The sequence below is a fragment of the Sphingopyxis sp. NFH-91 genome (genome assembly GCF_021401285.1).
GTDB classification, from domain to species: domain Bacteria; phylum Pseudomonadota; class Alphaproteobacteria; order Sphingomonadales; family Sphingomonadaceae; genus Sphingopyxis; species Sphingopyxis terrae_A.
The window spans coordinates 109,344-135,585 of the sequence record NZ_JACBGA010000002.1 but is presented as its reverse complement, the minus strand read 5'-3'; the positions used below and the strand labels follow the sequence as shown (position 1 = coordinate 135,585).

Sequence of the window (26,242 nt, the reverse complement as noted above, 5' to 3'; positions counted from 1 at the left end):
GATGCGCGGGTGGATTATCCCAGCATGACGCCCGATGGCCGAACGCTGCTGTTTTCCTGGGCGGCGAAGCGGCCCGAACTGCCGAACGTGAAGGTGAACGACAATTTCGATCTCTACCGGCTCGACCTCGGCAATCCCGCGGCAGCGCCCGAACTGTTGCGCGGCCCCGATCTCAACCGCATCCGCGAAGGCGCGGTGCGCACGCTGCGCTTCGTTCACAACGAAACCGCCCCGATCCTGACCGCTCCGGGCGACCTTTATTTCTGGAGCGAGCGGCTCGACGGGATGGGCGACCGCGACGTTTACATCGCACGGGCCGATGGCAAGGGAGGGATTCAGCGCCCAGAGCTCTTGCCTGCGCCAATCAATTCGGCAGGTTCCGATGACGGCGCTTGGGTGTCTCCCGATGGCAAGACCATGCTGATGACCTATTCCGACCGTGGGGGATGCGGCGGCAGTGACCTTTTTATCGCGAATTGGACCGGCAAGACTTGGACAGATCCGGTCAACCTCGGCTGCACCATCAATTCGCCCTGCGATGAAGATGCAGCGACGCTCATCCCCGGCACCCACACGCTTGTATTTGCCTCAGCCGTTCGAAGGCTCGACCGGGTATGCTGTTGCCTTATGGTCGGCACAACTGCCAGCCAGCACGCGGTGATAGTCGGCGGGTGGGAGGCGCATAAAGTGGCGTGGTGGCGAGTGTTGCAGGCATAGACCGCCATTCACCAATCCATCCACCTCCCGCCATCATAGGCGATCAGTCTCGTGCCCAAAACCCAACAGGAAGCTATGGCCTGCCCGGTTGCGAAGAACAGAAATTCTGAAAGCGACCCCATTTTGGACATTCGGGGTCGGTGGTACACCGTCTGCTCACAGAATGGCTTTGAGCAAATCGTCGTCGAGTTTTTACGGGAATAGGAACACGAATATGATCGACCACATCTTCATGTTTATCGATCCCGAAGGACCCGAGATCGAGCAAATGGCGAAGATAGGTTTAGTCGAAACCTATCGGCGGGAGCATCAAGGTCAAGGAACGCGTAATGTTTGTTATTGCTTTGATAACATGTTCCTGGAACTGTTGTGGATAGATGAACCAGATGCGGCACTGAGCCCAATGATCAAGAGGACGGGCCTTTACGACCGGTCAGTCTGGCGAAGGCATGATGTCTGCCCGTTCGGGATCGCATGGCGAGCATCGCGGTCCGGAGCTGAGCCCACGATAGCCACTTGGGCGTTCTCACCCCCTTATCTTCCGAAGGGTATGACGATTGCAGTCGCAGTGGATGGCGACGACCCGCGGCTACCAATGATGTTCCGATCACCGGGCTCATTGCCACCAACCGAGTGGCCACCAGAGAGGCGTGGAGAGCTTCAGCACGGCTCTTCATTGGGAGCGATCAAAGAGATCATTTTGACTATGCCAGTCTGGGCACCACGTAGCGAAGCACTCAGGACTATTGCCGCTGAATGCCAGCCTCACCTCAAACTGAAGCCGGGGAATGCCTGGCACTTGGAAATGCAGATTGAGGGTTTAAACGGACGTTCTGACCTACGGTTTGAGCTTCCTAGCTGACTTTGCAGCAACGGGTCCCGATCTTGGCACATAGGCGCCATCGGCGCATCTGTGCTGAATTCGACATATGCAAGAGGCGCCCTCTTTCTCCACCGCGCCATAACCCGCCATTCGGCAAACCAATCAGTTGTAGTCATCAGCAGGTTCGCGGCTCGATCCCAAAAGCCGTCTGGCGGCTTTCGGCGTAAGCAGACGTTCAACGCGGCTGCCGCCAAAGACGGGCTCTGGGTCGGAAGCCGCGCTTCCCACTTGAAATAGGCTAAGATAATCAGCTTGATACGATCTCGCTCATCCAGTCGTCGATTTCCGTTTCGACCCACACGACACATTTCGGCCCTAGCGATCGCGATCGTGGGAACCGCCCCTCGCTCATACGTTGATATATGGCGGAGCGGCGCAGCCCGACCCGCGCGATGACCTCCGGGAGGCGGAGAAATCGGGCGGGCACAGCTACGGCAAGCTGAGGGGGATTCGATGTGTCCTGAATAGAAAGCGGCATTGCTGATCTCATTCGCTTGGGTTCGGTCCCCTCCGAACTTTGGGATTTACCGCGACAGCGACATCGCGATGTCGCGCCCCACAAAATCATCGATGTGCTTGGCAAGCATTCGTGCCACGAGCTGTGAGGTGCCGTTGGCCCACCGAGGCCGCAGATCCTCAATCCGCCGTCCCAGGGTCCGCTGAAGATGGACTGGGAGGCTGGTGAAGAACTCTTCGCGCGGATATCTCACCGCCGACCAACTGGACGAGAGCAACTGGGAGCCCGTCGACGAGAACGAATTCAGGCGCCTGTGGCAGTTGGAGGTCGACGAGGCGGCATCGAGCCTAAAGCATGAGCGGCTCCATCTCGCGACCGGCCTGCTGCTGCCGGTCTGGGACAAGCTGCCAGCGGATTATGTGCGCGTCAGTCGGATTTGCGCGAGTGATGGCCGTTCGCTTCTCGGCCGCGAAGTTCCGATCCACTGCCTGTCCGAGCTTTGCCGCGCTCTCGGATTGGATCAGGGACCTGCTATCTCCGCCGATGAACTGGTGGCGTCGGTCCTGGCGACTGGCCGTTCGGTCGAGATCGGAGGCGGGGAGCAGCTGACGCTAAAACGGAGCCTCGTGAACGGGAGGCAGCGACTTGAGCTGACCGGATGGAGCGCCGCCCGCCTGGACTGGTACAAGGCGCAAGGCTGCTTCACCGAGATCATCCGTTACCAGACCCGCCTGTTCGTGCCGCTCGGCGACGGGGGCTCGATCATTTCGTCGCTGCGCTCGGCGTGACCAAGATGCGGGACCAGGTGACAAGGCGGACGAGTCACCCCGACGCGATGCGGCGACCGCGCGGCCTAGGCGCACTGAGACCTTCCGAGCAACCATCGTTCTGGAAATACTCTGACGGCGGCTTTGCGCCCCAACATCAGACATTCGAAGGCTGGCAGCGCGACTCCGAAACCCGCCATTCCTTCATCAACCTGAGCATATCTCGCGAAGGTCCGCCCTTGGGACAAAGCCGTCGCTCCAGAGCGAAAGGACGAACGACAGCTTTTGCGCGACATCCCCCACGCCGGTGCACCGAGTGGTGATTGCCGCCGAGCCGATCACCAGTGTCGATGTGACTTCGGCGGACGCTTTGGCGGAACTCGATGCCGCACTGAAGACGGAAGGCATCGAGCTGGACTTCGCCGAGCTGAAGGACCCCGTGAAGGACAAGCTGCGGCGCTTCGGATTATTCGATCTATTCGCCGAGGACCGCTTCTTCCCGACCAAGGAATCAGCCGTCAGCGAGCATATTCGCAGACAGGCCAGCTGATATCAGGCCAGCTTTCGATACAGGCGGACGATCAGCTCTTCCGCGATCACCATCGTCACGACAACGATGATTAGCCACACGATCCCGTGGAAGGCGCCTTCGAACTTCACCTTGTCATTAAAGGCGATCGAAAGCGCTTCGAGGATGACGAACTTCGATCCGAACAGGACGAGCCAGGCGCAGAAGAATCGCAGGGCCTTCCAGGCTGCGCCGGTCTTGCCCTTGAAGTGGCTTGCGACCCAATGCTCCACCTTGATCGTGCCCTTCAGCAGAAACTGAAGAAGCACCGCCGCGAGAAGCATCGTAGTGAAGGAGTCTACGCGGACCTTGGACGAATATTCGTCGAACAGGCCGAGCACGACGAGGTCGACTAGGGCACCGACGAAGTAGAGCATGAACAGCCGCTGGCGATCCGAATAGACCTTCGGCGCGGCCGGTAGGAAATCGTCCGTCGGCGTAACTGTCGCTGTGACTGCCGTCATGGCTTTGAGCCCCGCTGATTGGAAAACGGCCGCCCGCCTTCGATGAGGAAAGATCGGGCGGCCGTCGGTTCGGTCTCTTAAGCATACATTCCCCAAGTGGCATGCCGTCTGACGTGAGTTTAGCCTGAATCCGACCGCAGGACAATCATTTTCCGTCCCGAGCGGCGTCGTCGGGCGCGCAAGGCGCTGAGACAGGGCAGATCGGCCCGCGAAGCCGCCGTGTTGTGCCCTGGTGGCGGTGTTTTTCAGCGCAGCGGACAGACCCATCCTGCCGTTTTCGTTCAGTTTGGGCGTGGATGGCGGTCATGCGCATAGCGGAGGCGCTCGCAATCGGCGGATGGCGGCGAGGATGGCGCGGACCATCGGACCGGTGACGGCCACCTCGGCCAGCTGGAAGGTGATGGCGCGGGCATGGCGGACGACACGTGCCCCGATCTTGATCAGCTTCAGTTGCAGGCTGGTCAACGACCAGTCGGCCATCGTCTCGGGCAACTCGATGCAGCGCAAGAAGATGGCCAGGTTGTAGGCCAGCGCATGCAGTTGCAGTCGCACCTCATTGTCGCGGAACTTCCGGCATGACAGCCGCGTCCAGTGGAAGGCATATTTACCTTCCTTGATGTGCTGCTCGGCGGTGCCGCGCTGGTTATAGAACCGCACCACCCAGTCGGGCTCCATCGGCAGGTTGGTGACGATGAAGCCGACACGCGGGAACAGTTCGCCCGGATGCCATTCGATCTTGGCGATCACCCGGCGTTCCTTGTCCCAGGATGCCGCCTGATACTCGAAGTCTTCGTAGAAGCGCTTGACCTTGGTCAGCGAAGGTCGCCCGACAGGGCGCGTCAGCCGATGCGCGATCTTCTCGCGCAGGACGTTGTTCGCAGGCAGCCGGATGGCGTAGAAGAATCGGGCTTCTTCCAGCCGCTCATAGATCGCGGGGATCGCGTAGGCGGCGTCAGCCCGGAAGAACCGGCCGCAAAGGTCGCGCTCCGCGTAGCGGGCGATGACAGGGTCGAGAACGTCCCGCCAGCCATCGGCGCTGTGGACGTTGCCATGGCGCAAGGCGCAGCGCTCCAGCATGCCGAACTGGTTGAACAAAAAGTTCGGGTGATAGCAGGTGCAGTCGAAATGCCCGTTCCAGGCCGCGCCCTCCTGATCGCCATGGGTGGGGCTGACCGAACTGTCCATGTCCAGAACGATGTACTTCAGCCCGTTACGGTCATGGAACCGGTCGATCCATTGGCCATTCAGGTCGGCCAGCGCGGCACGGTTCTCGGGCTGTGCCAGTGTCTCGGTCTCGAACCGTCCCATCTGCGAGGCCGAGGCCGCTTGCGCATCGACAGCCCTTCCACCCACGACCTGGCGCATCACCGGATCGAGGGCCAGGCGGTCGGCGTCGTTCACATCCTCGTATCCGGCCAGTCGCCCGAACACCGATTGCCGGAACAACCCGTCAAGCCGGTGGACCGTGTTCTTGCCGCGCCGGGTGTCGCGCAATGCTTTTGCCGCCAGATCGGACAGCCCGAGCGCGTCATCCAGCTCGCGCATCACCAGCAGGCCGCCGTCGGAACTGAGCTGCGCACCTCGGAACTCCACATGCACCCGGCGGTCGAACTCGACCCGATCTGCCCGCTTCGAACCCGCACCCTCTGGGTGATCCATCAAACGCGCCCCTCACGGCCATCAACACCATGATTTATATCGGAAATATTGAGATCCTGACAGCAAAATCAGCGATTTACTTGGGGAATGTGGGCTTCGAGAAACTCGCCCATCTCGCCATGCATCCACTCGCAGGCGAGCTCTTCCTGCCCGGCAAGAGCAAGGATCATAGTTGCGCAGGGGTGCGCTCCACAGGGCTTGTACCGAACCGCCTCATTAAGTACTGTATTATATATATAAATAATGGATTTCTAGATCCATTCTCCCACATTTCCTCCCACATAATGGGTTCCTTGCGACGTACAGTCGTTCGCCTTAGGCGTTTTATCTGACCTCAGAAGGTGCGCAATCCATGTGACCGACCGGCTCAACCCAAGCGACAATCGCTCGCTCAAGCCCTGACAGAGCGTTACACGCTAAAGCCAGGTTGTGGGACAAAGCCGTCGCTCCAGAGCGAAAGGACGAACGACAGCTTTTGCTACAAGTCGGCATTGATCGCTGTCTGGCCGGCATCGCGGATGCCACAGAAATGGGCTGATGGGAGCTGACCTGTGCCGGCAACGGGTCGGCGGCTGGGCCGCCTAGTCGCGGCATCGGGTTCGGCAGACAATCCAGAGAATACTTGTTCATCAACAGTTGAATAACGCGGAACAGGGCATTAGATAGCGCACTCTTACTGGATGGATTTCTCCGATGATCGCCAAAGCTGCCCGTTCGCGAGGAAAGCCAAGCAACCACGTCGCTGGGCAATCGACCACGGCCATAAAGCGTGCCGCCCTCGACCTTTTCGCGATCCGGGGTTTTGATGGCGCGTCCACGCGAGAAATCGCGGCAGCCGCTGACGTCGACGCTTCGCTCATCTCCTATCAGTTCGGGTCCAAGCTCGGCCTCTGGAAAGCGATTGTCGCCGATGTCGGGCAAGCATTGATGAGCGCGCTGGATGCGGCGAATGCGGGCCCCGAAGCGTCGGCCGGCAATGAGCTTCAGGCAAGCATGACGGCCTTTGTCGATTTCGCGCTGCTCAATCCTGCGCTGATCCAGTTCCTGCGCCGCGACGCAGAGACCGACGTGGAGCATTCGCGCTACCTTGCCGAAACCCTTGGCCTGCCGATCTTCGACCGGCATCTGCCCTTGATGGAGGCAGCAAAGGCCGCCGGTAGTCTGCCCGGGATCTGTCCCGCCATGGCGGTCCTGCATTTCAGCCAAGGTGTGGCCGCCATGGTCCGTCGGCGCGAGCTGCTGATCAGCAGAGATCCCCGCCTTGCCGATGACGACATTTTCCGCGCCGCCCTGTGTGATACCCTGATTACCCCGCTGTTCCGCAATGACTGACGGTCAGGGCCGGCTCCGGGACGGCGACTACATCTTCAAGACGCATGAGCAGCCGTTCATGCCGGGCTCGCCAGCGACGCCCGATCACCCCACTTTGCGCCGGGTCGCCTATTTGCTGATCGGCGTCTACCTCGGCCTTGTCGGCGGGTTCCAGAACGGTCTTCTTATCGCGAATCTGACGAGCCTACAGGGCAGCCTGGCGCTGACCCCGGTGGAGTCAGGCTGGGTTACCGTGGCCTACAACCTGACCAATGCCTGCATGAGCATGCTGCTGTTCAAGGCGCGGCAACAGTTCGGCATCCAACGGTTCGTCCGGGTCGCGATGGCGTGCCTTCTTTTGGCAAATTTCGTTCATCTGTTTGACGCCGGATACGCGATGGAACTGATCGCGCGCGGCGTTTCCGGGATCGCTGCAAGCGGTCTCAGCGTGCTGGCAATATTCTATCTGATGCAGGGCTTGCCTCCAAAGGCCCGGCTGGTTGGCCTGCTGCTTGGCATAGGCCTGGCGCAGGTCGCACTCCCGCTTGCCCGTGCGGTTTCGCCGCAACTGCTGGTTGGGGGCGATATCGTACCGCTTTTCCAGCTGCAATTCGCCTTGTCGCTTGTCGCCTTTGGGCTGGTCAACATCCTGACACTTCCCCCTGGGCAGACGGTCGCGGCATTCGAAAAGCTCGATCTCCTGACCTTTCCGATGTTCGCCAGCGGCATCGCACTGCTCTGCGCATTTCTGGTGCAGGGACGCATCCAGTGGTGGACCACGCCATGGCTGGGGGCCGCACTGGCGGCGGCGATCGTGCTGATCGGGATGGCTGTCCTGATCGAAAGCAACCGGAAGAACCCCATGCTCCAAATCGGCTGGATGACAAGCCGCGAGATCGTGTCCTTCGCGCTCGTCGGAGCGATGGTACGCGTCCTGCTCTCGGAGCAGAATTTCGGCGCCAGCGGCCTGCTGGCGACGGTGGGGATGAACAATGACCAGCTGACATCCTATTACTGGATTCTGACCGGTGCGACGTTTCTGGGAATGGTCGTTTCGATTGTCCGGCTCAACCCGCAGGATCTGAGACGTCCGGTGATCGGGGCGATTGCCATCATCGCGGTGGCAGCCCTTCTCGACACCCATGCAAGCACCCAGACCCGGCCCGTCAATCTGTATTGGACGCAGGCGGCAATGGCCTTTGCTGCGGTCTATTTCATGGGCGGCGCGATCATGGAAGGGCTGCTGCGCGCGCTGTCCAAGGGACCTGCGTACATCATCAGCTTCTCGGCGGTGTTCGGTCTGTCCCAGACGCTGGGCGGCCTGTTCGGCGTGGCAGCCCTGTCAGCCTACCATACCCTGCGCACCAAGGCCCACCTGATGGCGATCGGCGACAGCGTGACGCTGACCAATCCGATCGTCGCACAGGCGGTGCAGCAGCGCGCCGCCGCCTATACCGGCACGATCGGCGATGCCGCCCTGTCGCAGGCAAGTGGAGCCGGGCAGCTGGTGCAGCAGGCAAGCCGCGAGGCAGCGGTACAAGCCTATAACGACGTTTTTCTATTGATTGGAATCCTAGCCTCTCTGGTGTTTGCAGCCATGTTCGTACAATGGCTCTACAATCGTCACCACGGGATCAACCCGCTGGCGAGTGAACTGCAAGCGCTACAGGCCATGATGAGCCGGAGCGATTCATGACTGATACCGAAAAGACCCGACCTGTACCGGCCGAGCCGCAAGCATCGGCACCGCCGCCAGCGGTAGAGTCGGTGGAAGAGGCGCCGCAGCAGGAAGGCTGGGCGCCAAAGGGGTCCCGTCGCCGCAAGATCGTGTTTGCACTCGTGATTCTTGTGGGCGCGCTGGCCGCACTCTACGCTTGGCGGCTGCCCCCGTTCGGCTCGTCCATCCAGACCACCGACAACGCCTATGTGCGCGGGCAGACGACGATCATCAGTCCGCAAGTCAGCGGCTATGTCACGGAAGTCCTCGTCAAGGATTTCGCAGAGGTCAAGTCCGGGCAGCCGCTCGTGAAGATCGATGACCGCATCTACCGTCAACGCGTGGCGCAGGGCACCGCCGCGATCAGCACGCAGACCGCCAATCTCGACAACTCGCAGCAGACCCAGCGTTCGAGCGAGGCGCAGATACGGCTTCAGGACGCGGCTGTCGCTGCCGCTCGCGCGCAGTTGTCCCGCGCCCAGGCCGACATGCGCCGCGTCAGCGAACTGGTGTCCGAAGGCTCGGTCTCGCTGCGTGAGCGCGACCAGACGCTCGCCGCGCTCCGTCAGGCGGAAGCCGCCCTGCGCCAGGCAGAAGCACAGCGCGCCATCGCGGTCGAGCAGAGCAAGACTGTCGTGGTGGGCCGCAGCGGATTGCAGGCGCAGGTCGCCAACGCCGTCGCGGCGCGCGACCTGGCCCGGATCGATCTCGACAACACGGTGATCCGCGCGCCGCGTGACGGACGGCTGAGCGAAGTCTCGGTGCGCGTGGGACAGTTGGTCCAGCCCGGCGCCCAGCTGATGTACCTCGTCCCCGGCAACGTATGGATCGTCGCCAACTTCAAGGAAGCGCAGACGGCAAAGATCCGCGTCGGCCAGCATGCGACGCTGAGCGTCGATGCCCTTGGCGGGCAAACGCTGAAGGGCACGGTCGAAAACGTGTCGCCGGCCGCCGGCAGCGAATTCAGCGTCATCAAGCCGGACACCGGATCGGGCAATTTCGTGAAAGTCCCGCAGCGGGTGGCCGTTCGCATCCGCATCAATCCGGGCCAGGAACTGGCAAAAAGGCTGGGGCCGGGCATGTCGGTGGTCGCCAAGGTCGATACGCGAGACGTGCCATGAAGCGGCGCGGGATGGCCTTGGTGGCGGCCACGGGACTGCTGGCCTCTTGCGCCCCCTCCCTCACCCAGCCGCCTGTGGCCAGCAGGGTCGCGGCGCCGCTGCAGTGGCGAACCCAGCTTGGATCGGACGCCGCAATCGAGGCCGACTGGTGGAAAGCGTTCGGTGACCCGCAGCTTAGCGAACTGGTCGAACTGGCGCGGGCCAACAACACCGATGTCGCCATTGCAGCGGCGCGGGTTCGCGAAGCGCGCGCGCAGGAGCAGGCTTCGCGTGCGCTGCTCTTGCCCAGTCTGGATTTCACCGGGCAGGGCGCGGAGTCGCGCAGCCTGAGCCCTTTCGGCAAGCCGGTGGAAAGCCTCGTCCTGCAACCCGTGTTCCAGGCCTCCTACGAGCTCGATCTGTTCGGAAAGAACCGGGCGCAGATCGATGCGGCACAGGCCAATGCCGGAGCAGCGCAAGCGGCCAGCGATGCCGTGTTGCTGTCGGTCACGGCGGCCACGGCCAGCGGCTACATCACCCTGCTCGCGCTCGACCAGCGGATCGAGACGTTACGAGCCACGCTCGCAACGCGTGGCGAAGCGCTGCGCATTGCCCGTGACCGGCAGGAAGCGGGTTATACCTCGCAGCTCGAACTGCGTCAGGCCGAAGCAGAATATCGCGCGGCCGAACAGCAAATCCCGGCGGCGGAGGCGGCGCTGGCGCGGCAGGAAAACGCCTTGTCAGTTCTGGTCGGCGAGCCACCCCGTGCCATCCGGCGCGGCACATTCGCGGCGCTCGGCAAGCCTGCCATCCCCCTGGTACTGCCTTCGGAATTGACGCGGCGAAGGCCCGATATCCTTCAGGCCGAGTACGCACTGGCAGCCAGCGATGCGCGGATGCGCGGGGCGCGGGCGCAGTTCCTCCCGCAAATCCGCCTGGCCGCTTCGGCCGGGACCATCGTTTCCTCGGCGCTTGACGATCCGGTCGCGATTTGGGCGGTCGGAGGCAGCATCCTTGCCCCGATTTTCAACGGTGGCCGCCTGCAAGGACAGTTCGATGCCGCCACGGCGCAGCGCGACCAGGCAGCCTTCACCTATCGTCGTACGGTCCTGACAGCGTTCCGCGAAGTCGAGGACCAGTTGGCCGTCATCTCCCGCCTTAACGAGCAGGAAGTCTCGTTGCGCGCGCAACGCGTGGCGGTCGCAGATGCCGTGCGGCACGCATCGAACCGCTACCGGGCCGGTTACTCTCCCTATCTGGAGCAGATCGACGCTCAGCGCACGCTCCTTTCAGTCGATCTCGCGCTGGTGCAGTTGAAGGCCGACAATCTGACGGCACTCGTCGCGCTATACCAAGCTCTCGGCGGTGCCTTGCAGACAGGCGGGGCCGATCAGTGAAGGGTTGAGTCCGCACAGATGTCCGGAAACTACGGTGAATCAAGCAAACAGCAGGGAAAAGGGCACATCGCCACCCGGCCGCCATCCAACTGGCGAATGACCGGGTTTCAACATGAGCCGACCTTCCACCGCGGCTTTGGAATGGCGTAAATTGGTCGGAAGCCGCGCTTCCCACATGAAATAGGCTGCGAGAATCAGCTTGATACGATCTCGCGCATCCAGTCGTCGATTTCCGCTTCGACCCACACGACACATTTCGGCCCTAGCGATCGCGACCGTGGGAACCGACCCTCGCTCATACGTTGATATATGGCGGAGCGGCGCAGCCCTACCCGCGCGATGACCTCCGGGAGGCGGAGAAACCGGGCAGGCACAGCTGCGGCAAGCTGAGGGGTATTCGATGTGTCCTGATTAGAAAGCGGCATTGCTGATCTCATTCGCTTGGGTTCGGTCCCCTCCGAACTTTGGGATTTACCGCGACAGCGACATCGCGATGTCGCGCCCCACAAAATCATCGATGTGCTTGGCAAGCATTCGTGCCACGAGCTGTGAGGTGCCGTTGGCCCACCGAGGCCGCAGATCCTCAATCCGCCGTCCCAGGGTCCGCTGAAGATGGACTGGGAGGCTGGTGAAGAACTCTTCGAGAAATTCGCCCATCTCGCCATGCATCCACTCGCAGGCGAGATCTTCCTGCCCGGCGAGTGCGAGGATCATGGATGCGCGGGGATGGGCTCCACAGGCGGAGAGCACACGTGCTGCTTCGTCGAGCCCGATAGGCCGCTCGCCGCGCGCAAGGCGAAGCAGGGTCTCGCGATGCATGCCGCATTCATTGGCAATCCGGTGGCGAGGTTTGCCAGCGGCTTCGATCGCATGGGCAAGGACGCGGGCCAAGCTTTCATTGGCCGGTCTGGCGGCGGCGGTTGGATGGTGCATGGTTGTCTCCTAGGTTCTGCACTGGTGCGACTCGCAGGCATAACGCGAAGCATCCCATGTAGGAAAACGAAAAGAACATACACAGAACATCTCGTTTAGAGGCGAATCAGTTCCTCTATCCGATTCGTCGCCAAATCCCGGCTGCCGTGACGGCCTTTACCGACAAAATAAGACTGAATTTACGTCGTTATCGTCGATTTCGGGCGCGGGCCTGGAAAAGATGCGTCCGCATCCTTCCACCTTCAGGCGGTATTGCGCCTGAACACTTTCCTACGACCATTTCCTAGATGCATGTGGAACACACAGCGAACACAAGAACGCTGTGACCACCCCTCCAACCGGAGCTTCACATGCAGTCTCTCACCCTCCCCAGGCGCGCCAGCGTCAAGGGTCTCGGCAAGACCCTCAACATTGCCATCCCGGTCGCAATCGCGGCGCTTGCGGCGAGCGCCGCCTATGCCGGCGCTGACACGACCTTCACCCCTGCCCTCACGAAGTTCACGGACTTTCTGGAAGGCTCGGGCGGCAAGATCATCACGGTTCTCAGCCTCGCTGGCGGCCTGATCGGTCTGGCATCCGGGCGTTTTTCGCTCGGCCAGGTCGCCGTTCCGGTGGGTGTCGGCATCGGTGTCGGCACGGGTGTTCCGATCGTCACCTCGGTCGTGACCGCGGTCATCTGAGCCCGGCTGGGGAAGGCGGCGTCGCCATGGCAGACCCTTACATCATTCCTCGGCGGCTCGATGACCCGGAGCTTATCGGCTTCTGGACCATCGACGAGTTCGCGGGAATGCTGGCCCCCTTCACCTGGGGGATCCTCACCCAGCATATCTTTATCGGCATCATAGTCGCCTTCGGCGCCTGGTTCGCATTGCGAAAGGCAAAAGCAGGACGCGCCAGCTCCTGGGTAGCCCACGCCGCATACTGGTATCTGCCTGCAGGATTTCTGGGCCTCAAGGCAACGCCGCCTTCCCACTGCCGACTACTCGCCGGTTGAGGGGCACTTCCATGTATTCCGACATATCTCACGAACGTCAGCAATCGCTGCTGCGCCAGCGCAACCTCTTTGCGCTCACTAGCGCTGGCCTAGGCCTCGCACTGGTCATCGCCGGGAGCCTTGCCGCTACCCGTGACCGCGAAGTGGTGCTGGTTCCGACTGTTCCCAAAGCGCTCACCGTGAGCAGTGCCGGGGTCGAGGCCGACTATCTCGAGCTAGTCACCCGCGATGCGGCTCTTGTTCTTCTCAATCGCAGTCCGGAAGGCCTCGATTACTGGATGAATGAGATCCTGAAGCTGGCAGATCCCGCAAGCTATGGCCGCCTCAAGGCCGAGCTCGTCCGGATCGTCGAAGAGCAGCGGGGCTCGGATGTCACCCAGGCATTCGTGATCCGGTCGATGACTGTCGACCCGAAAGGCCTCACCTCGGATGTGACGGGCACGCTCAAGACCTTCGTCGGCGCGCAGGTGATTGCGAGTGACGAACGCCGCTTCCGTTTCAGCTGGACTTACCGCGGCCTGCGCCTGGCGCTCTCCGGGTTTGCCCAGCTCCCCCCACAGGACAAATCGAAGGAGGCCCAGTGATGGCTTACCGAAAAGGGACCCATACACGGGGTCTATTTCTGAGCGCGGCCGCTCTGCTCACCGCAGCATCCCCAGCTCATGCGGCCGACCAGTTCAAGCAAACGGCTGACGGCGCCGGAATCGAGTGCAGCGTTTCAGCGCGAGAGCTGACCCGCTTCGCGTTGGTCGACGACCAGTTCGCCAGCGTCTCAAAGATCTCGACCGGCACGCCCTACAACGACTTTGCAGTGACCAACGAGCCGGTGCGCGGCGACATCTATGTGTCGGTGCCGGAAACTTACGCGGCACGGTCGATCAGCTTCTTCACCACCACGAAGAAGGGCTTCGTCTACAAGGTCGTGTGCCGGGTTGAGCAAATTCCGGCGACCCAGGTCTTCATCACCAACCCCGCTATCGCGAAGAACCGGGCGGCGGATTGGGAAAGCCAGACCCCGATCGAGACCAGCGCCGTCAGGCTCATCCAGGCGATGGCCAATGACCGGACGGTCGACGGTTTCGAGGTCCGCCAATCGACCGCCATACCCGCACGGGTCGGCGATCTCGAAGTCCAGCTCATCGCTGATTATCGCGGCGCCAGCCTCACTGGGAAGGTCGTCCGCATCCACAATCGCGGAGCGAAACCCGTGACGCTCGCCGAACGCGATCTCGCGCCGCGCGACACGCTCGCCGTCTCGATCGCCGAGCCAAAGCTCGAACCCGGGGCCAGCACCACGGCCTTTGTTGTCGGCGCAAGTGGGGAGACCGGCAATGACTGATGCAACCCATACGCCAAGCACTGCCCCTTTGCAGGCCGAGAGCGCGGCATCGTCCGAACTTTCCGGGCTCAACGCCCGCACCGCGCGCCGTCAGAAGCTGCTGCTGGGGTCGCTGGGAGCACTCGCCCTCATCGGCGGAAGCTGGTTCATCCTTGGCGGCGACGACAAGGACAAGACCGGCGATCCCAATGCGGCGCAGACGATCGACACGGCAGGCCTGGTCAACCGCGACTTGTCGCAGCGCGAGTTCGTCGCGACCTACGGCAACAGGCTCGATGCGGTCACCCGCGAGCAGAAGGCGCTTAAGGACGGCAGCGTTCCGCGGACGGAGATCGAGGCGCAGCTCGCGGCTCTCAAGGCCGAAAACCAGGCCATGCGTGTCGACGGACAGGCTGCGATCGATGCCATCTCGGCAGAGAACGCCGAGCTCAAGACCCGGCTTGCCGCGCAGCCTGCATCACCGGCACCGGCTGTTCTGCCACCGGCTTATGGGCCGCAGGCAGGCGGCTACGACGCGCGAGCCCGTTCGTCCCAGTCAGGAGCTGCGCCCACTGGGGGTGATCCGCAGGGCGGCATGATCTCGTCGCCTGGCGAGGTGAAGTTGATGAGCTTCAGCTCCGACAAGGCAGCGACCAATGGCCTCCGTGTGGGCCGGCCCGATGCGCCACCGGTCGTCGTCGAGGATTCGCCCGATTATCTGCCGCCCAACTCCTACGCTCCGGCACGCGTAATCGTCGGCGTCGATGCCTCGGCAGGCGTCGCCAGCCAGACCGATCCGCTGCCTGTGGTGCTTCGGATTACCGGCCCTGCTCGTTCGGTCATGCAGAACGGAAAGGTTCTGACCACCCGAATTCAGGGCTGCGTCGTCAACGGCGCGGCACGCGGGGATCTCAGCAGCGAAAAGGTCTATGTGAAGCTCGCCCGCATGACCTGCGATCAGCCTGGCGGCAGGGTCGCAGTGAGCGAGGTCAAAGGCTTCATAAGCTTCGCTGGCAAGTCCGGGGTCCGCGGCCGTGTCGTAAGCCGCGAAGGCAGCCTCGTCAGCCAGGCCCTGCTGGCCGGGATCGTCGGCGGCTTCGGGCGCGGCTTCTCGGCCAATGCCAACAGTGTCTTTTCCGGCGTCACGACCAACCCCGACGGCAGTCGCTCCAAGCTATCGGCCGGCGACATTCTCGGCGGCGGGCTTGGCCAGGGTGCCGCCGATGCGGCCGACACGGTCAGCAAATACCTGATCGAGCGCGCCGAACAGTACCAACCCGTCGTCGAGATGCCGACCGGCATCGATGTCGAGATCGTGTTCCTCGACGGCGTCTACGTGAGGAATTCCCAATGATCGAAAATACTCTCCTTGAGCAGGACAATCGTCGGCGCCGCTGGTTGCGTGCCAGCGCCGGACTGGCGGCGATCATCGCCGTGTCGGCCGCGACGGGATGGGGTGTGGCAAGCCTTGCTGCCCCTGCTGCCGCTCCGGACACGGCGAAGGTTCGAGAGGCGCTCAAGCTGCGCCTGCCCAAGACGCCGATCGACGCGATCAACTGCAAGGGCCTGGGCGGCCTGTGCGAGGTCGCGTCCAAATCGACGCTCTTTTACGTCGATCGGGCCGCAAAGTATCTGGTGATCGGCCGGGTCTACGACATGGAAGCCCGTCAGGACCTGACGGCTGCCCGCTTGCTTGCCCTCAATCCGGACTTGTTGGCAGCGGGGGCAGCGCGGCGCAGCAATCCCGAGACGCAAGCGGAAGGCGGCCCGAGCGCAGCCGCAGCTTCAGATCGAAACGCGGCACCGCGACATGTCCCGCTCGGCAAGCTTCCCGCCAAAGGCGCCATCACCTGGGGACCGGCCGATGGTCCACGTGTCGTCGTCTTTTCAGACTTCCACTGCGGCTATTGCAAGAAGCTCGAGGCCGAATTGAAGGCGATCGGGGCGCGGGTTGAAGAGCGGCCGATCTCGATCTTCGGGGCGGAAAGCCGGCGCGATGCCGAACGGGTTCTGTGCTCGCCGCGGCCTGAGCTGGCGCTGCATATGGCCTATTCGGGTCTGGCGCTCGCCAATCCCAAACCCTGCGACACGAGCGGTCTCGATGCCAACGAGGCCTTCGCGCGAGCCCACGGCTTTGGCGGCACCCCTGTGATCGTGCGCCCCGCCGATGGCGCCGTTCTCGAAGGCTTCCGGCCTGCCGCTGTGCTCCGGGACTTCCTGCGCGCTGGTCCCTCCCTGGCCCCCACCCCTGCTCCCAAAGGATAGACCCATGCTTTTTCCGACACGTCTCCTTGCCTGCGCCTGTCTGGCCGGCCTTGCCAGTGGCTGCGCCACGTTCGGCACCAACGTCGAGGGCGATTTCACCTGCCGCGCGCCGAAGGGCGACTGCGCACCGGCTCACGTTATCGATGCCAAAGCGACGGACACTCTGTCGAACGGCACGCTGCTCCATGCTGACGCGCGGCAGAGGTCAGGCGTCGTGGATGCCGACACCAGCCGCACAGCGGAACGCACCTTGCGCGTCGTCTTCCCGGCTCATGTCGATGAAGCTGGAACGCTGCATGACGAAGCGGTCGCCTGGACCGTCGTCGAAAATCCACGCTGGGCCACCGAGCTGCGCCGCAAGGCGGGTGAGGACCAGGGCGGATCCCTGATGCGCCAGGTCCGTCGGCAGCTGAAAGCCGCTCAGATCGCCCCTGCACCGGACGGCGCGGAGGGAGACCCGAACGTAGCTGACGAGGCGTCGCCTTTCTCGTCTGCACGCGACGACGCGGGTCAGGCTGGCGGCATCTCGGACGCCGATGCCCCCAGTCCCTTCAACGAAACTTCAGATGCCTCGCCGCTGGTCCTCCCCTCCACGGCGCGCGAGGCCGTTGCCGGTGCCAAGGCACCGGCGGTCGAGGGGTTCGACACGTCGCCTCCCCCGCGTGATCGAGCCCCTCGGCCTGAGGCGGGGCAGAGCGCTCCGGTGTTCCCGAGCGCAGCGGCGATTGAAGCCGCGAAAGCTGCAATCCGCCCGGCAGTCAGAAACGGCGAACAGCCGATCGTCAGCACCTCGCAGCCCAAGGAGCCCAAGTGATGGCCGAACAACTCAAGACCGTCGTCGATCGGCTGCTCAGCGGATTGCTGGGTGATGCCGAGCACGCCGACAAAGCCCGCCCGCAGCTCATGGTCGACATGCTCTCCGACTGGCTCCCCTACCGGGTCTACGATCCGGCAACCCGCCTTTACTTCAACGCACGCTCGAAGGGCTTTGTCCTTTCGGTTACGCCGCTGATCGGAGCCGACGAGCGCACCGGGGAAATCCTTGGTCAGTTCTTCTCGGAAGGCCTGCCAGCGGGCGCCTGCCTGCAGGTGCTCCACCTTGCAAGCCCGCGCATCAGCAGGATCATCGCCCCGTGGTTCGCCCCACGCTACATTCAGGGCGGGGTGTACGAGGCGATTGCCCGGCACCGGGCGCGGCGGCTCTATTCGCTCGTCTGGGAGTCCGGCTCGCCGGATGCGCCCTTCCATGCGCGGCATCACCAGGTGATCGTCTCGGTCGGGGTGCCGACCTCCAAGTCGGTCAGCAACGAGGATCTCAAGCAGACCCGCGATGGCCTGATGGCGATGCTCAAGTCGCTCAATCTCGGCGTGGTCGAAGTCGGGCCGGAAGCGCTCATCGCTGTCATTGATGATCTGACTTCGCCCACCACCGCCCCGCAGGACGATGCGGTGCCCTACAACCCGAATGATCCAATCGCCGCCCAGGCGATCCGCCACGACATCGAACTGGTGGTGGCTGAAGATCGCATGCGGCTCGTGACCGAGCGTTTCCGCCCCACTGGCAAGGTCAATGACGGCGTGCCCGAGATCGGGACCGTCTATCCCGATGCCTTCGATGTCCGGCATTTTGCCGTACGCAACATGCCATCGCGCTGGGCCCCGTGGGAATGCGCGCGGCTGATCGGCGACCTGTTCACCGACAAGCTGCGCTTCCCCTGCCCCGCTGCCACCATGCTGTGTCTCGTCTATCCGGACCAGGAGGCGGCTTCGGCGAAGGCCGGATTCAAGTTCATGCGGACGACCAGCCTCGCCGGGACCCGCAGCGCGCGGTTCCTGCCTCGGATCGGCGAACAGGCCGCCGAGTGGCAGCATGTTCAGGCCGAGCTCCAGGAAGGCCGCCGTCTCGTGAGGGTCTTCTACGGTGTCACGACCTATTCGCCGCTAGGCCAGGGCGACCGCCACGAACGCGCGATCAAATCGATCTACAAGGCGGCGGGCTGGGACCTTACCGACGAGCGCTACCTCCAGATCCAGGGGTTGCTCGCCGCGATGCCGCTCACCCTGGCTGACGGGCTCGGCGCCGATATGGAGCGGCTGAAGCGGTTCAAGACCGTGCTATCGACGACCGCTGCCAATATCGCGCCCATGCAGGGCGAGTATCTCGGCAGCGCCCACCCCCACCTGCTGTTCGTCGGGCGGCGCGGCCAGCCCTTCTTCTGGTCACCGTTCGAGAACGAGGCCGGCAACCACAATGTCGCGATCTGCGGCAAGTCGGGATCGGGCAAGTCGGTACTGCTCCAGGAGATGTGCGCCGCGCTGCGCGGTGCCGGCGCCCAGGTTGTCGTGATCGACGATGGCCGCAGCTTCGAGCACTCGGTCAAGCTGCAGGGCGGCCGCTTTGTCGAGTTCACAATTGCAGCGGGCTTCTGCCTCAACCCGTTCTCGATGATCGATGCGACCCGCGCCGCCGAAGACGAGGACTACCGCCTCGACTGCTTCGGGATGATCAAGGCCATCGTCGGGCAGATGGCTCGCCACAGCGCGAAGCTGACGGATACCGAGCGCGGATTGATCGACCGGGCGGTCAACCTCGTCTGGGCGCAGCACGGCGCGGCTGCCACAGTTACGACCGTCGGCGAGATGCTGGCCAGTCTCGGCCATGACACTGCCGCTGATATCGCAACCGCGCTTGCCCCCTACATGGCGGGCGGAACTTACGGCGCCTTCTTCGAAGGCCAGGCAAGCCTCGACCTCGATGCGGACTTCACGGTCTTCGAGATGTCCGACCTCGCGAGCCGGGAGGATCTGCGCAGCGTCGTGCTCTCAGCCATCATGTTCATGACCAGCCAGGCCATGACGCGAAGTCCGAGGTCGCTGCGCAAGCTTCTGCTGATCGATGAAGCCTGGTCGATGCTCAAGGGCGGCTCGATGGGTGAATTCGTCGAAACCTACGCCCGCACCTGCCGCAAATATGGCGGCGCACTGGCGACCGCTACCCAGTCGCTCAACGACTACTACAAGTCGGACGGGGCGACGGCGGCGCTCGAGAACAGCGACTGGATGCTGATCCTGCAGCAGAAGCCGGAGACGATCGCCGATTTCAAGGCGAGCAAGCGCCTCGATATGGACGATCGCACCGAGACGCTGATCCGCAGTCTCAAGCGCTCCGGGAGCGACTATTCCGAGGTGTTCATCAAGGGGCCGGAGACCGAGGCGATCGGGCGGCTCGTGCTCGATGACTATTCGGCAACGCTCTTCTCGAGTTCGCCCCAAACCTTCGCCGCCATAGATGCCGAGATCGCACGCGGGCACCAGCTCGCCGATGCGATCGAGCGCATCGCTCATCCCAACCGCTGACACCCCATCACCAAAGGATCCCTAATTCCATGCCTCTCCACCTCGTCACCCCCTTCGTCCGGACCGACCCGTCCGAAGACGAACAGCCCGTCAGCCCGCAGGTGCAGACCTTGCGCTCGCGCATGGCCGATGGCTGCTACATTCTGCTTCGCGGCTGCCTGTTTCTCGGCTCGTCCTACCTGATGGCGCTGGGCCTGCCGCTGCTGTTCTTCCTGCTGTTGTCGGGCGGCAATCCCGATGCCTTCTTCGCCCATGTCGCCAATCTCGGTGACCGCTTTCTGGCGGCCGACCTCGCACGGCGCGTGACATTCCTCGGCCAGTGCAAGTTCGTTCTGATCGTTCTCGCGACGCTCGTCGTCGTGTGGCGCATGCCGCGCTTTATCCGCGATCTCGACCGCGAGCTTTCGGGAGAAAAGCTGTGAAGAACATTCTGGCAACATCGGGCCTGCGGGGGCGGCTTTCAGCGATCAATCTCACCGCTGTCGTGGTCGGCGCTGGCATGGTCGGTCAGGTGCTGTGGGGTGTCTGGGCGACGGACAAGCTGCTCACCCTGGAAAAACGCGAGGTCGTCACGGTCCAGCTGAGCCGGATCATGGGCGACTTCATCGAAGCCGAAGCGCGTGCCGGTCGGCCGCCGGAAGAAACCAGACTGCGCGTCCAGGCCTACCTCAAGGCCGTGGAAGCCTCGGTACAGAAGCTCGGACGCGAAGGCCGGACAGTTTTGGTTGCCGAAGCAGTGGTCGCCGGGAGCACGCCGGACCTGACCGGGTCTGTGCGTGCCGACGTCATGCGCCGCATGGGAGCCCTTCCCGATGCTGCCCGCTGATCTCTTGATCCGCTCAGCCTCGGCGCCCAATTTCGTACAACGCCTCGCGCTTTGGGGCGGGCTCGGCGCCGGGGCACTGGCGCTCTCCTCGCTTGCCGCCTTCGCGCAGGGCCATGCGCTTATGATCAATGTGAGCCCCAGCCTGCCCTACTGGGCCATATGGGTCACGCGCGGGGCACCCGTGCACCGCGGGGACATCATCCTGTTCGACCCACCCACCTCGCCTTTGTTGGTCAAGCATTTCGGGGCGAAGCCCAAGCCGTTCGGCAAGCGGGTGAGCGGTGTTCCCGGCGACATCATCACCGAGCAAAACCGCATCTACTTCATCAACGGTGAGGCCGTGGCCAAGGCCAAGCTTGAGAGCCGCCTCGGCGAACCGCTGGCCCTTGGACCTACGGGGCGCGTGCCGAAAGGCTGCTACTTCGTTACCAGCGAACACAAGGATGGCTTTGACAGCCGCTATGCCGCGATCGGTTGGATCTGTGGGCCGCGCATTCTCGGGGTCGGGAGGCCAATCCTGTGAGGCTCCTCACTTTACCGGTTTGCGCCACTGCGCTGGCGCTGGCCATCGCACCACAGGCAATGGCCCGCGATTACGGCCAGCACGGCGCGGTATGGCCGGTCATTGAACCGGACCTGCTTCAGCAGATCCATGCCAGGCTCACCCAGCTTGAGAAGACCGGAGAAACGGCCCGCCTCAACGAAGAGCTGAAGCGGCGGACAATCGCCCGGGTCAACCGGCCAGAGCCGGTCGCTGGCCTTACCCTCGCCTCGGCGCTGCGCAGCTGGCGCTTCGATCCGACGATCACCGCCCCGCGCGACATTGCCGACGACAAGGGCCGGCTCATCATTGCCGCAGGCACGCGCGTCAATCCTCTGGATACCGTTCCGCTCCGGGCTCCTCTCGTCTTTCTCGACGGGGACGACCCGGCACAGATCGCCTGGGCCACCCGCCGCTTTGCCAGCACCAAGGCGAAGCTCATCCTCGTAGCCGGTGCCCCGCTCGAACTCATGAAGGCCCGTCAGCGGCGCTTCTACTTCGATCAGGGCGGCACGCTGGTGAAACACTTTGGCATTCGCGCGGTGCCCGCAACCGTCGAGCAGCAGGGCCGCGCGCTCATCATCACCGAACAGCCCGTGCCTCTCAAGGAGCGTGCGCCGTCATGAGCAAGAAAAAACGCCTTCTGTCATGGCTTTGCGGAGCACTTCTGCTCACCAGCCTGAGCGTCGTGTCCAGTGCTCCTGCCCAGGCTGCGGCCGGCCCCGGGCGCTGCACTGGCAAGTTCGTCAATCCGATCACGGACATCTGCTGGTCGTGCCTGTTTCCGATCTCGATCGGTGGCCTGAAGATCTGGCCGTCGGGCCGTCCCGATACGAGCAACCCGGCTCTCCCCGTTTGCCTCTGCGGTTTGCGGCCTGGCATCGCCATGGGGTTCTGGGAGCCGGTCCGGCTTGCCGACGTCAGCATGAAGCCATGGTGCTTCGTCAATCTCGGCGGGATGAAGCTCGATCCAGGATTCGACATCGGCTTCAAGTCGATGGCGGGGCCATCGGCGGTCGGCGGCGCCACGCAGTACAACTCGCAGTGGCATGTCCACTGGTATGCCTATCCGCTGATCTACTGGATGGAGATCGTCGCCGATTTCCTGTGCCTCGAGTCCGGCTCGATCGACATCCTCTACATCACCGAGATTGATCCGCTGTGGCAGGACAGCGAGCTAACCGCGATCATCAATCCCGAGGCGGTCCTCTTCGCCAATCCCTTGGCGCTTGCCGCCTGTGCAGCGGACTGCGTGGCGGCAACGGCCAAGCTGCCGACCGATGAGCTGTTCTGGTGCGCGGGCTGCCAAGGCACGATGTATCCGCTCAACGGCAATGTCTCGGCGACGATTGGCCATGTGCAGGCGTCGCGGCTCGCGCTCGCTCGCTTCTCCTACAAGCTCCACCGCGAGCTCGTCGCATGGGGGACGATGGGCAGCAAAGGGCTTTGCGGCAAGTACCTGATGCCGGTGATGCGCAAGCAGCAGTACCGCTTCCAGGCCACCAATCCCAATCCGCAGACCAAGGGCCGCTACGCCTGCGCGCCCATTGGTGCCTCCACCACCTTCATGTCGGCAGGCCAGGTCTATCCCGCCATTGGCGAGGACATGGGCTACCTGGTCTGGCGCAAGCGGAATTGCTGTGCGCTATGAACAAACTTCCTCATCTTCTTGTAGTCGCGTCACTTTCCAGCCTTGCCGCTTTGGCTGGCGCCTCGGCGCAGACGGCCGAACCGGACCTCGATCTGGCCGCTATCCGGGCGCGGGCCAGTGCTGGTGCCCCCGATGCCGACGCGCTGTCTGCCAATGCCCGCGCCAGAGCCGAAGCCCTGGCGCGGGAGGCGAGGACCAGCTCCGACGAGGCCGAGGCGCACGCCCGCCGCTACACGCGTGAAGCCGCCGCAAAGGCGAAGCCCGGTGAGGCCAGCACATTCGATTTTGACCGGATGGTGGCCGATGCAGGCGCCATGACCAGCGAAGGCATGGGCGAGGCGCCGAGGTTCATTGCCTTTGCTTCGCTATCGATGCCGCCTGCAGCGCTGCGTGCGATGATCGACGACGTGACCAAGGCTGGCGGTGTTGTTGCCTTGCGCGGGCTGCCCGGCAACAGCGCCAAGGCTCTCACGGCGGCATTGGCCAAAATTGCCAAGCCCGGCGAGCAGCTGGACGGCGTCGGCATCGACCCGCGGCTGTTCCGCGCCTTCGGGATCGAGGCGGTGCCCACCTACGTCGTCACCAGCAGCGACTTCGATCTGTGCGACGGGTTCGACTGCCGGACGCAAGTTCCGCCGCACGACCGGATGAGCGGCAATGTCAGCGCAGCTTACGCGCTCGAGACCTTCGCGCGCGGCGGCGGCCCCGGCGCTTTGCTCGCCGCCCAGCACCTCGCCCGTCTTGAAAGGCAGGTTCCATGAAGCGACCAGTCCTCTCTCTCGCTGGCGTGGGCGCGCTTCTTCTCGCCCTCGTCGGCCCGCTCCACGCCCAAACCACAACTGATGCTGCCAAGGCCGACGGCAAGGCTTTCGGACGGGACAAGGCAGCCTCGGCGCAAAGCGCGGCAACGACGAACCCCGATGCGAGCCGCATTCCCAATTTCCGCGGCACGCCGAGCCAGTCGGATTACTTCGACGATCCAGACCGGATGAGCCGCGAAGCGGCGAGCCAGGCGACGACCAACACAGGCTACAAGGCCATGCGGGATTCGATGGACCGGCGCGCCCGGTTTGCGCCGCAGGATCTCGATGCAACGATCGCGCGCAGCAATGTGATCAGCGATGACCCGCTCGCCTACACGAGCGGGATGGCCATTGGCGGCTCACAAGGGCGATGCGTGCCCTTGCCGCCGGCCAGCGGAACCGCGGCGCGCTACATCGCGACCTGCAATGTCGGCTATACGGCAACCCAGGAGGCGCGAACCTGCCCCGTGACATTGACGGCGCGTGTCGAGCAGCGGCAGGTCTACGGCTACTACTGCGTTGGCGGCAGCGGGGTCGATCCGGCTTCGGTCTACAATTGCAACCGCTACCCCGCTCCGGAATGCACGGTCACGCAGTCCTATCCGATCAACCTGTGCGATCCTTATTTCGGGATCTACTGGGGCTGTAACTCGGGCGATCTGAGGGTCGATCTCGTGAGTTGCACGGCGCCGGTCGATGGCGCGACGCCCTACACGGTGACAGGCGAGAACGTCGTCACGACCACGCGCGATGAAAGCCGGTGTGCTGGTCTTGCGGCTGATACCTCGTGCCAGCAGGACAACGAGACGTGCACGGACAGCGATCCCGTGACCCGCATCGTCGATGGCATCGCCGTGACGCAGCCTTGCTGGGCGTGGAGCCGCAGTTACAGCTGCGCGCAGTTCACCGAGGCACAGGACTGTCAGACACTTGAAGCCACTCCGGGCTGCAAGCTGGTGCGCGAAGACTGCCTCGCGGGTGAGCCCTGCCGCACCTGGGAGCGGGTCTATGATTGCCCGGTTCCAGACCAGCCTGCGAACACCAACCAGTTCATCTGCGACGGCGACGTCTACTGCATCGATGGCTCGTGCGAGACCATCCAGCGCGAGGCCAACGACGAGTTCAAGGACGCGGCCGTCGCCTTGAACGCGATGAACCAGGCGCGCCGCGAATTCGATCCGGACAACCTCACCCTGTTCAAGGGGACCCGAGAAAGCTGCTCGTCCAAGGTCTTCGGCGTGCTCAACTGCTGCAAGGGCAAGGGCTTCCCGCTTATCCCGGGCATCCAGCTGCTCGTGGCGCTGGGCTGCAGCCGCGAGGAGATGCTGCTGCATCAGAAGGATGCGCAGGGTCTGTGCGCCTACGTCGGCACCTATTGCTCGTCCTCGTTCCTTGGCGTGTGCCTGACCAAGCGCAAGGTCTACTGCTGCTTTGAATCCAAGCTTTCGCGGATCCTTCAGGAGCAGGGCCGCCAGCAGCTGAACAAGCCCTGGGGCAAGCCGAAGACCGAGCAATGCCAGGGCTTCACCATCGACGAGTTTGCCCGGCTCGACCTCTCGAAAATGGACTTCAGCGAGGTCTACGCCGAGTTCACCGACGCTGCTCGCCTGCCTGACGAGCTGCAGGCCACCCAGGACATCCAACAGAAGATCGAGGACTACTATGCCCGCGCCCGCCAGTAAGGCCGCGTGGTGGCTGCTTGCCGCCAGCGCGATTGCCAATTCCGTTTGCCAGTTGTCTCCGGCGACCGCCCAGTCGGTCGCAAGCCGGACCGATGCGCCGCCCAGCACACAATCGGCCGAGCGCCAGGATAGCTTCTATTGCGAGGAACGGCGGCTCGGATACTGGTTCTACTGCGAGCGGCCCAAGATGCCGGAGCAGAATTCGCCCTCGCCAGCACCTACGTCCAGCGCGACCAGCCAACTTGACGCGATCACGGCGACCTTGCGCGAACTGAAGGCCAAGGCGATCCTCGAGCCGACGCCAGCAAATGTGACGGCCTATATTCGGTTCCAGCGCGCCCAGCTCGACCGGGCATCGCTCTTCAGCGACGTCTGGCAGCGGGCGATCTGGCAGGATCCCGAGCTCGACTACACGCTGCAGCGCCCGGTCTCGACGCTTGGCAAGCGCCAGTGGCAGGATTCGCGAAGCGCGGAACGGAACGCCGCGATGGCCCAGCTTTCCGAGCGTTACGGGCTCTTCTACTTCTTCGCCCAGAGCTGCGGCGCTTGCGAAGTCATGTCGCCGATCGCGCAGAGCGTTGCCTCGACCTGGCATATCGCGGTGCGCGCGATTTCGACCGATGGCGGCCCGTCGCGGCATTTCCCGAACTACACGGTCGAGACCAACCAGCGCAGCCGCATGGGGCTCGAGCCCAAGATCACGCCAGCGGTCGTGCTCTGGGACGCGCAGACCGGCCGCCCCATCCCGATCGGCTACGGCGTCATGAGCGCCGACGAGCTGCAGGACCGGATTTACCTCCTCACATCGAAGGAAGCTGGACGTGACTACTAG

General features: G+C 63.4%; 29 protein-coding genes. 24 read left to right on the top strand and 5 right to left on the bottom strand.

Annotated elements, in window-relative coordinates:
• The first annotated feature begins 9 nt into the window (after positions 1-9).
• Both L0963_RS05600 and L0963_RS05595 read left to right on the top strand, forming a co-directional pair.
• The gene (locus L0963_RS05600; RefSeq protein ID WP_234178745.1) at positions 10-717 is read left to right on the top strand and encodes a hypothetical protein; all 708 of its coding nucleotides are present in this window, start codon (positions 10-12) and stop codon (positions 715-717) included.
• A gap of 214 nt (positions 718-931) precedes the next feature.
• The gene (locus L0963_RS05595; protein WP_234178744.1) at positions 932-1,579 is read left to right on the top strand and encodes a VOC family protein; all 648 of its coding nucleotides are present in this window, start codon (positions 932-934) and stop codon (positions 1,577-1,579) included.
• A 268-nt stretch (positions 1,580-1,847) separates the two neighbouring features.
• On the opposite strand, the gene L0963_RS05590 is transcribed toward L0963_RS05595, so the two are convergent.
• The gene (locus L0963_RS05590) at positions 1,848-2,078 is read right to left on the bottom strand and encodes an AlpA family transcriptional regulator (protein ID WP_234178743.1); all 231 of its coding nucleotides are present in this window, start codon (positions 2,076-2,078) and stop codon (positions 1,848-1,850) included.
• Positions 2,079-2,281: 203 nt separating this feature from the next.
• Between L0963_RS05590 and L0963_RS05585 the strand changes: the two genes are divergently transcribed.
• Both L0963_RS05585 and L0963_RS19655 read left to right on the top strand, forming a co-directional pair.
• Positions 2,282-2,845: a hypothetical protein gene (locus L0963_RS05585; RefSeq protein ID WP_442800546.1), complete on the top strand. Its 564-nt coding sequence runs from the start codon at positions 2,282-2,284 to the stop codon at positions 2,843-2,845.
• A 142-nt stretch (positions 2,846-2,987) separates the two neighbouring features.
• Positions 2,988-3,374: an STAS domain-containing protein gene (locus tag L0963_RS19655; protein WP_326490182.1), complete on the top strand. Its 387-nt coding sequence runs from the start codon at positions 2,988-2,990 to the stop codon at positions 3,372-3,374.
• A gap of 2 nt (positions 3,375-3,376) precedes the next feature.
• Here the strand turns inward: L0963_RS19655 and L0963_RS05575 are convergent, their stop codons facing one another.
• Together L0963_RS05575 and L0963_RS05570 are read right to left on the bottom strand one after the other, a co-directional pair.
• Complete coding sequence (locus L0963_RS05575) at positions 3,377-3,856, bottom strand: hypothetical protein (protein ID WP_234178741.1); 480 nt, start codon at positions 3,854-3,856, stop codon at positions 3,377-3,379.
• A 303-nt stretch (positions 3,857-4,159) separates the two neighbouring features.
• Complete coding sequence (locus L0963_RS05570; RefSeq protein WP_003168745.1) at positions 4,160-5,515, bottom strand: IS1380-like element ISKpn23 family transposase; 1,356 nt, start codon at positions 5,513-5,515, stop codon at positions 4,160-4,162.
• A gap of 693 nt (positions 5,516-6,208) precedes the next feature.
• Between L0963_RS05570 and L0963_RS05565 the strand changes: the two genes are divergently transcribed.
• The 4 genes from L0963_RS05565 to L0963_RS05550 are packed head-to-tail and all read left to right on the top strand — an operon-like array spanning position 6,209 to position 11,040.
• Positions 6,209-6,847, top strand: a complete 639-nt coding sequence (locus L0963_RS05565) for a TetR/AcrR family transcriptional regulator (protein WP_234178740.1) — start codon at positions 6,209-6,211, stop codon at positions 6,845-6,847.
• Entirely contained in the window at positions 6,840-8,522 is a 1,683-nt protein-coding gene (locus L0963_RS05560) for an MFS transporter (protein ID WP_234178739.1), read from the top strand. The genes L0963_RS05565 and L0963_RS05560 overlap by 8 nt, the downstream gene beginning before the upstream one ends.
• Positions 8,519-9,664 (top strand): HlyD family secretion protein, encoded by a 1,146-nt coding sequence (locus L0963_RS05555; protein WP_234178737.1) that lies wholly within the window; start codon positions 8,519-8,521, stop codon positions 9,662-9,664. The genes L0963_RS05560 and L0963_RS05555 overlap by 4 nt, the downstream gene beginning before the upstream one ends.
• Positions 9,661-11,040, top strand: coding sequence for an efflux transporter outer membrane subunit (locus tag L0963_RS05550; RefSeq protein WP_234178735.1), 1,380 nt, complete (start codon positions 9,661-9,663; stop codon positions 11,038-11,040). The genes L0963_RS05555 and L0963_RS05550 overlap by 4 nt, the downstream gene beginning before the upstream one ends.
• A gap of 194 nt (positions 11,041-11,234) precedes the next feature.
• Here L0963_RS05550 and L0963_RS05545 read toward each other — a convergent pair whose 3' ends face one another.
• Together L0963_RS05545 and L0963_RS05540 are read right to left on the bottom strand one after the other, a co-directional pair.
• Positions 11,235-11,465, bottom strand: coding sequence for an AlpA family transcriptional regulator (locus L0963_RS05545; RefSeq protein WP_234178734.1), 231 nt, complete (start codon positions 11,463-11,465; stop codon positions 11,235-11,237).
• Between the two features lie 46 nt (positions 11,466-11,511).
• Positions 11,512-11,973 carry a transcriptional regulator gene (locus L0963_RS05540; protein ID WP_234178733.1) on the bottom strand — a complete coding sequence of 154 codons (462 nt, stop codon included), beginning with the start codon at positions 11,971-11,973 and terminating at the stop codon, positions 11,512-11,514.
• Positions 11,974-12,323: 350 nt separating this feature from the next.
• Between L0963_RS05540 and L0963_RS05535 the strand changes: the two genes are divergently transcribed.
• The 16 genes from L0963_RS05535 to L0963_RS05460 are packed head-to-tail and all read left to right on the top strand — an operon-like array spanning position 12,324 to position 26,242.
• Positions 12,324-12,653, top strand: coding sequence for a hypothetical protein (locus tag L0963_RS05535; RefSeq protein WP_011445803.1), 330 nt, complete (start codon positions 12,324-12,326; stop codon positions 12,651-12,653).
• Positions 12,654-12,679: 26 nt separating this feature from the next.
• The gene (traL, locus tag L0963_RS05530) at positions 12,680-12,967 is read left to right on the top strand and encodes a type IV conjugative transfer system protein TraL (protein WP_020819170.1); all 288 of its coding nucleotides are present in this window, start codon (positions 12,680-12,682) and stop codon (positions 12,965-12,967) included.
• Positions 12,968-12,978: 11 nt separating this feature from the next.
• Entirely contained in the window at positions 12,979-13,551 is a 573-nt protein-coding gene (locus tag L0963_RS05525) for a type IV conjugative transfer system protein TraE (protein ID WP_234178732.1), read from the top strand.
• Positions 13,551-14,306: a type-F conjugative transfer system secretin TraK gene (locus L0963_RS05520; RefSeq protein ID WP_234179102.1), complete on the top strand. Its 756-nt coding sequence runs from the start codon at positions 13,551-13,553 to the stop codon at positions 14,304-14,306. The genes L0963_RS05525 and L0963_RS05520 overlap by 1 nt, the downstream gene beginning before the upstream one ends.
• Positions 14,299-15,639: a TraB/VirB10 family protein gene (locus L0963_RS05515; RefSeq protein ID WP_234178731.1), complete on the top strand. Its 1,341-nt coding sequence runs from the start codon at positions 14,299-14,301 to the stop codon at positions 15,637-15,639. The genes L0963_RS05520 and L0963_RS05515 overlap by 8 nt, the downstream gene beginning before the upstream one ends.
• Positions 15,636-16,550 carry a DsbC family protein gene (locus tag L0963_RS05510; RefSeq protein WP_066554244.1) on the top strand — a complete coding sequence of 305 codons (915 nt, stop codon included), beginning with the start codon at positions 15,636-15,638 and terminating at the stop codon, positions 16,548-16,550. Before L0963_RS05515 ends, L0963_RS05510 begins: the two co-directional genes overlap by 4 nt.
• Before the next feature lie 4 nt (positions 16,551-16,554).
• Positions 16,555-17,364 carry a conjugal transfer protein TraV gene (locus tag L0963_RS05505; RefSeq protein ID WP_234178730.1) on the top strand — a complete coding sequence of 270 codons (810 nt, stop codon included), beginning with the start codon at positions 16,555-16,557 and terminating at the stop codon, positions 17,362-17,364.
• A complete protein-coding gene (gene traC, locus L0963_RS05500) occupies positions 17,364-19,907 on the top strand; it encodes a type IV secretion system protein TraC (protein WP_234178729.1) in 2,544 nt (847 codons plus the stop codon). Before L0963_RS05505 ends, traC begins: the two co-directional genes overlap by 1 nt.
• A gap of 29 nt (positions 19,908-19,936) precedes the next feature.
• Complete coding sequence (locus L0963_RS05495; protein WP_234178728.1) at positions 19,937-20,329, top strand: hypothetical protein; 393 nt, start codon at positions 19,937-19,939, stop codon at positions 20,327-20,329.
• Entirely contained in the window at positions 20,326-20,733 is a 408-nt protein-coding gene (locus tag L0963_RS05490; protein ID WP_234178727.1) for a type-F conjugative transfer system protein TrbI, read from the top strand. The genes L0963_RS05495 and L0963_RS05490 overlap by 4 nt, the downstream gene beginning before the upstream one ends.
• Complete coding sequence (locus L0963_RS05485; RefSeq protein WP_234178724.1) at positions 20,720-21,256, top strand: S26 family signal peptidase; 537 nt, start codon at positions 20,720-20,722, stop codon at positions 21,254-21,256. Before L0963_RS05490 ends, L0963_RS05485 begins: the two co-directional genes overlap by 14 nt.
• Complete coding sequence (traW, locus tag L0963_RS05480) at positions 21,253-21,900, top strand: type-F conjugative transfer system protein TraW (protein WP_326490176.1); 648 nt, start codon at positions 21,253-21,255, stop codon at positions 21,898-21,900. Before L0963_RS05485 ends, traW begins: the two co-directional genes overlap by 4 nt.
• A complete protein-coding gene (traU, locus tag L0963_RS05475; protein WP_234178720.1) occupies positions 21,897-22,925 on the top strand; it encodes a conjugal transfer pilus assembly protein TraU in 1,029 nt (342 codons plus the stop codon). The genes traW and traU overlap by 4 nt, the downstream gene beginning before the upstream one ends.
• Positions 22,922-23,686, top strand: coding sequence for a type-F conjugative transfer system pilin assembly protein TrbC (gene trbC, locus L0963_RS05470; RefSeq protein ID WP_234178718.1), 765 nt, complete (start codon positions 22,922-22,924; stop codon positions 23,684-23,686). Before traU ends, trbC begins: the two co-directional genes overlap by 4 nt.
• Positions 23,683-25,410 carry a conjugal transfer protein TraN gene (locus L0963_RS05465; protein WP_234178716.1) on the top strand — a complete coding sequence of 576 codons (1,728 nt, stop codon included), beginning with the start codon at positions 23,683-23,685 and terminating at the stop codon, positions 25,408-25,410. The genes trbC and L0963_RS05465 overlap by 4 nt, the downstream gene beginning before the upstream one ends.
• A complete protein-coding gene (locus tag L0963_RS05460; RefSeq protein WP_234178714.1) occupies positions 25,391-26,242 on the top strand; it encodes a conjugal transfer protein TraF in 852 nt (283 codons plus the stop codon). The genes L0963_RS05465 and L0963_RS05460 overlap by 20 nt, the downstream gene beginning before the upstream one ends.

Coding starts and splice junctions, on each gene's coding strand:
- L0963_RS05595 (WP_234178744.1), top strand. CDS start 932: ATGATCGACCACATCTTCATGTTTATCGATCCCGAAGGACCCGAGATC.
- L0963_RS05590 (WP_234178743.1), bottom strand. CDS start 2,078: ATGCCGCTTTCTATTCAGGACACATCGAATCCCCCTCAGCTTGCCGTA.
- L0963_RS05575 (WP_234178741.1), bottom strand. CDS start 3,856: ATGACGGCAGTCACAGCGACAGTTACGCCGACGGACGATTTCCTACCG.
- L0963_RS05570 (WP_003168745.1), bottom strand. CDS start 5,515: ATGGATCACCCAGAGGGTGCGGGTTCGAAGCGGGCAGATCGGGTCGAG.
- L0963_RS05565 (WP_234178740.1), top strand. CDS start 6,209: ATGATCGCCAAAGCTGCCCGTTCGCGAGGAAAGCCAAGCAACCACGTC.
- L0963_RS05560 (WP_234178739.1), top strand. CDS start 6,840: ATGACTGACGGTCAGGGCCGGCTCCGGGACGGCGACTACATCTTCAAG.
- L0963_RS05555 (WP_234178737.1), top strand. CDS start 8,519: ATGACTGATACCGAAAAGACCCGACCTGTACCGGCCGAGCCGCAAGCA.
- L0963_RS05550 (WP_234178735.1), top strand. CDS start 9,661: ATGAAGCGGCGCGGGATGGCCTTGGTGGCGGCCACGGGACTGCTGGCC.
- L0963_RS05545 (WP_234178734.1), bottom strand. CDS start 11,465: ATGCCGCTTTCTAATCAGGACACATCGAATACCCCTCAGCTTGCCGCA.
- L0963_RS05540 (WP_234178733.1), bottom strand. CDS start 11,973: ATGCACCATCCAACCGCCGCCGCCAGACCGGCCAATGAAAGCTTGGCC.
- L0963_RS05535 (WP_011445803.1), top strand. CDS start 12,324: ATGCAGTCTCTCACCCTCCCCAGGCGCGCCAGCGTCAAGGGTCTCGGC.
- traL (WP_020819170.1), top strand. CDS start 12,680: ATGGCAGACCCTTACATCATTCCTCGGCGGCTCGATGACCCGGAGCTT.
- L0963_RS05525 (WP_234178732.1), top strand. CDS start 12,979: ATGTATTCCGACATATCTCACGAACGTCAGCAATCGCTGCTGCGCCAG.
- L0963_RS05520 (WP_234179102.1), top strand. CDS start 13,551: ATGGCTTACCGAAAAGGGACCCATACACGGGGTCTATTTCTGAGCGCG.
- L0963_RS05515 (WP_234178731.1), top strand. CDS start 14,299: ATGACTGATGCAACCCATACGCCAAGCACTGCCCCTTTGCAGGCCGAG.
- L0963_RS05510 (WP_066554244.1), top strand. CDS start 15,636: ATGATCGAAAATACTCTCCTTGAGCAGGACAATCGTCGGCGCCGCTGG.
- L0963_RS05505 (WP_234178730.1), top strand. CDS start 16,555: ATGCTTTTTCCGACACGTCTCCTTGCCTGCGCCTGTCTGGCCGGCCTT.
- traC (WP_234178729.1), top strand. CDS start 17,364: ATGGCCGAACAACTCAAGACCGTCGTCGATCGGCTGCTCAGCGGATTG.
- L0963_RS05495 (WP_234178728.1), top strand. CDS start 19,937: ATGCCTCTCCACCTCGTCACCCCCTTCGTCCGGACCGACCCGTCCGAA.
- L0963_RS05485 (WP_234178724.1), top strand. CDS start 20,720: ATGCTGCCCGCTGATCTCTTGATCCGCTCAGCCTCGGCGCCCAATTTC.
- traU (WP_234178720.1), top strand. CDS start 21,897: ATGAGCAAGAAAAAACGCCTTCTGTCATGGCTTTGCGGAGCACTTCTG.
- trbC (WP_234178718.1), top strand. CDS start 22,922: ATGAACAAACTTCCTCATCTTCTTGTAGTCGCGTCACTTTCCAGCCTT.
- L0963_RS05465 (WP_234178716.1), top strand. CDS start 23,683: ATGAAGCGACCAGTCCTCTCTCTCGCTGGCGTGGGCGCGCTTCTTCTC.
- L0963_RS05460 (WP_234178714.1), top strand. CDS start 25,391: ATGCCCGCGCCCGCCAGTAAGGCCGCGTGGTGGCTGCTTGCCGCCAGC.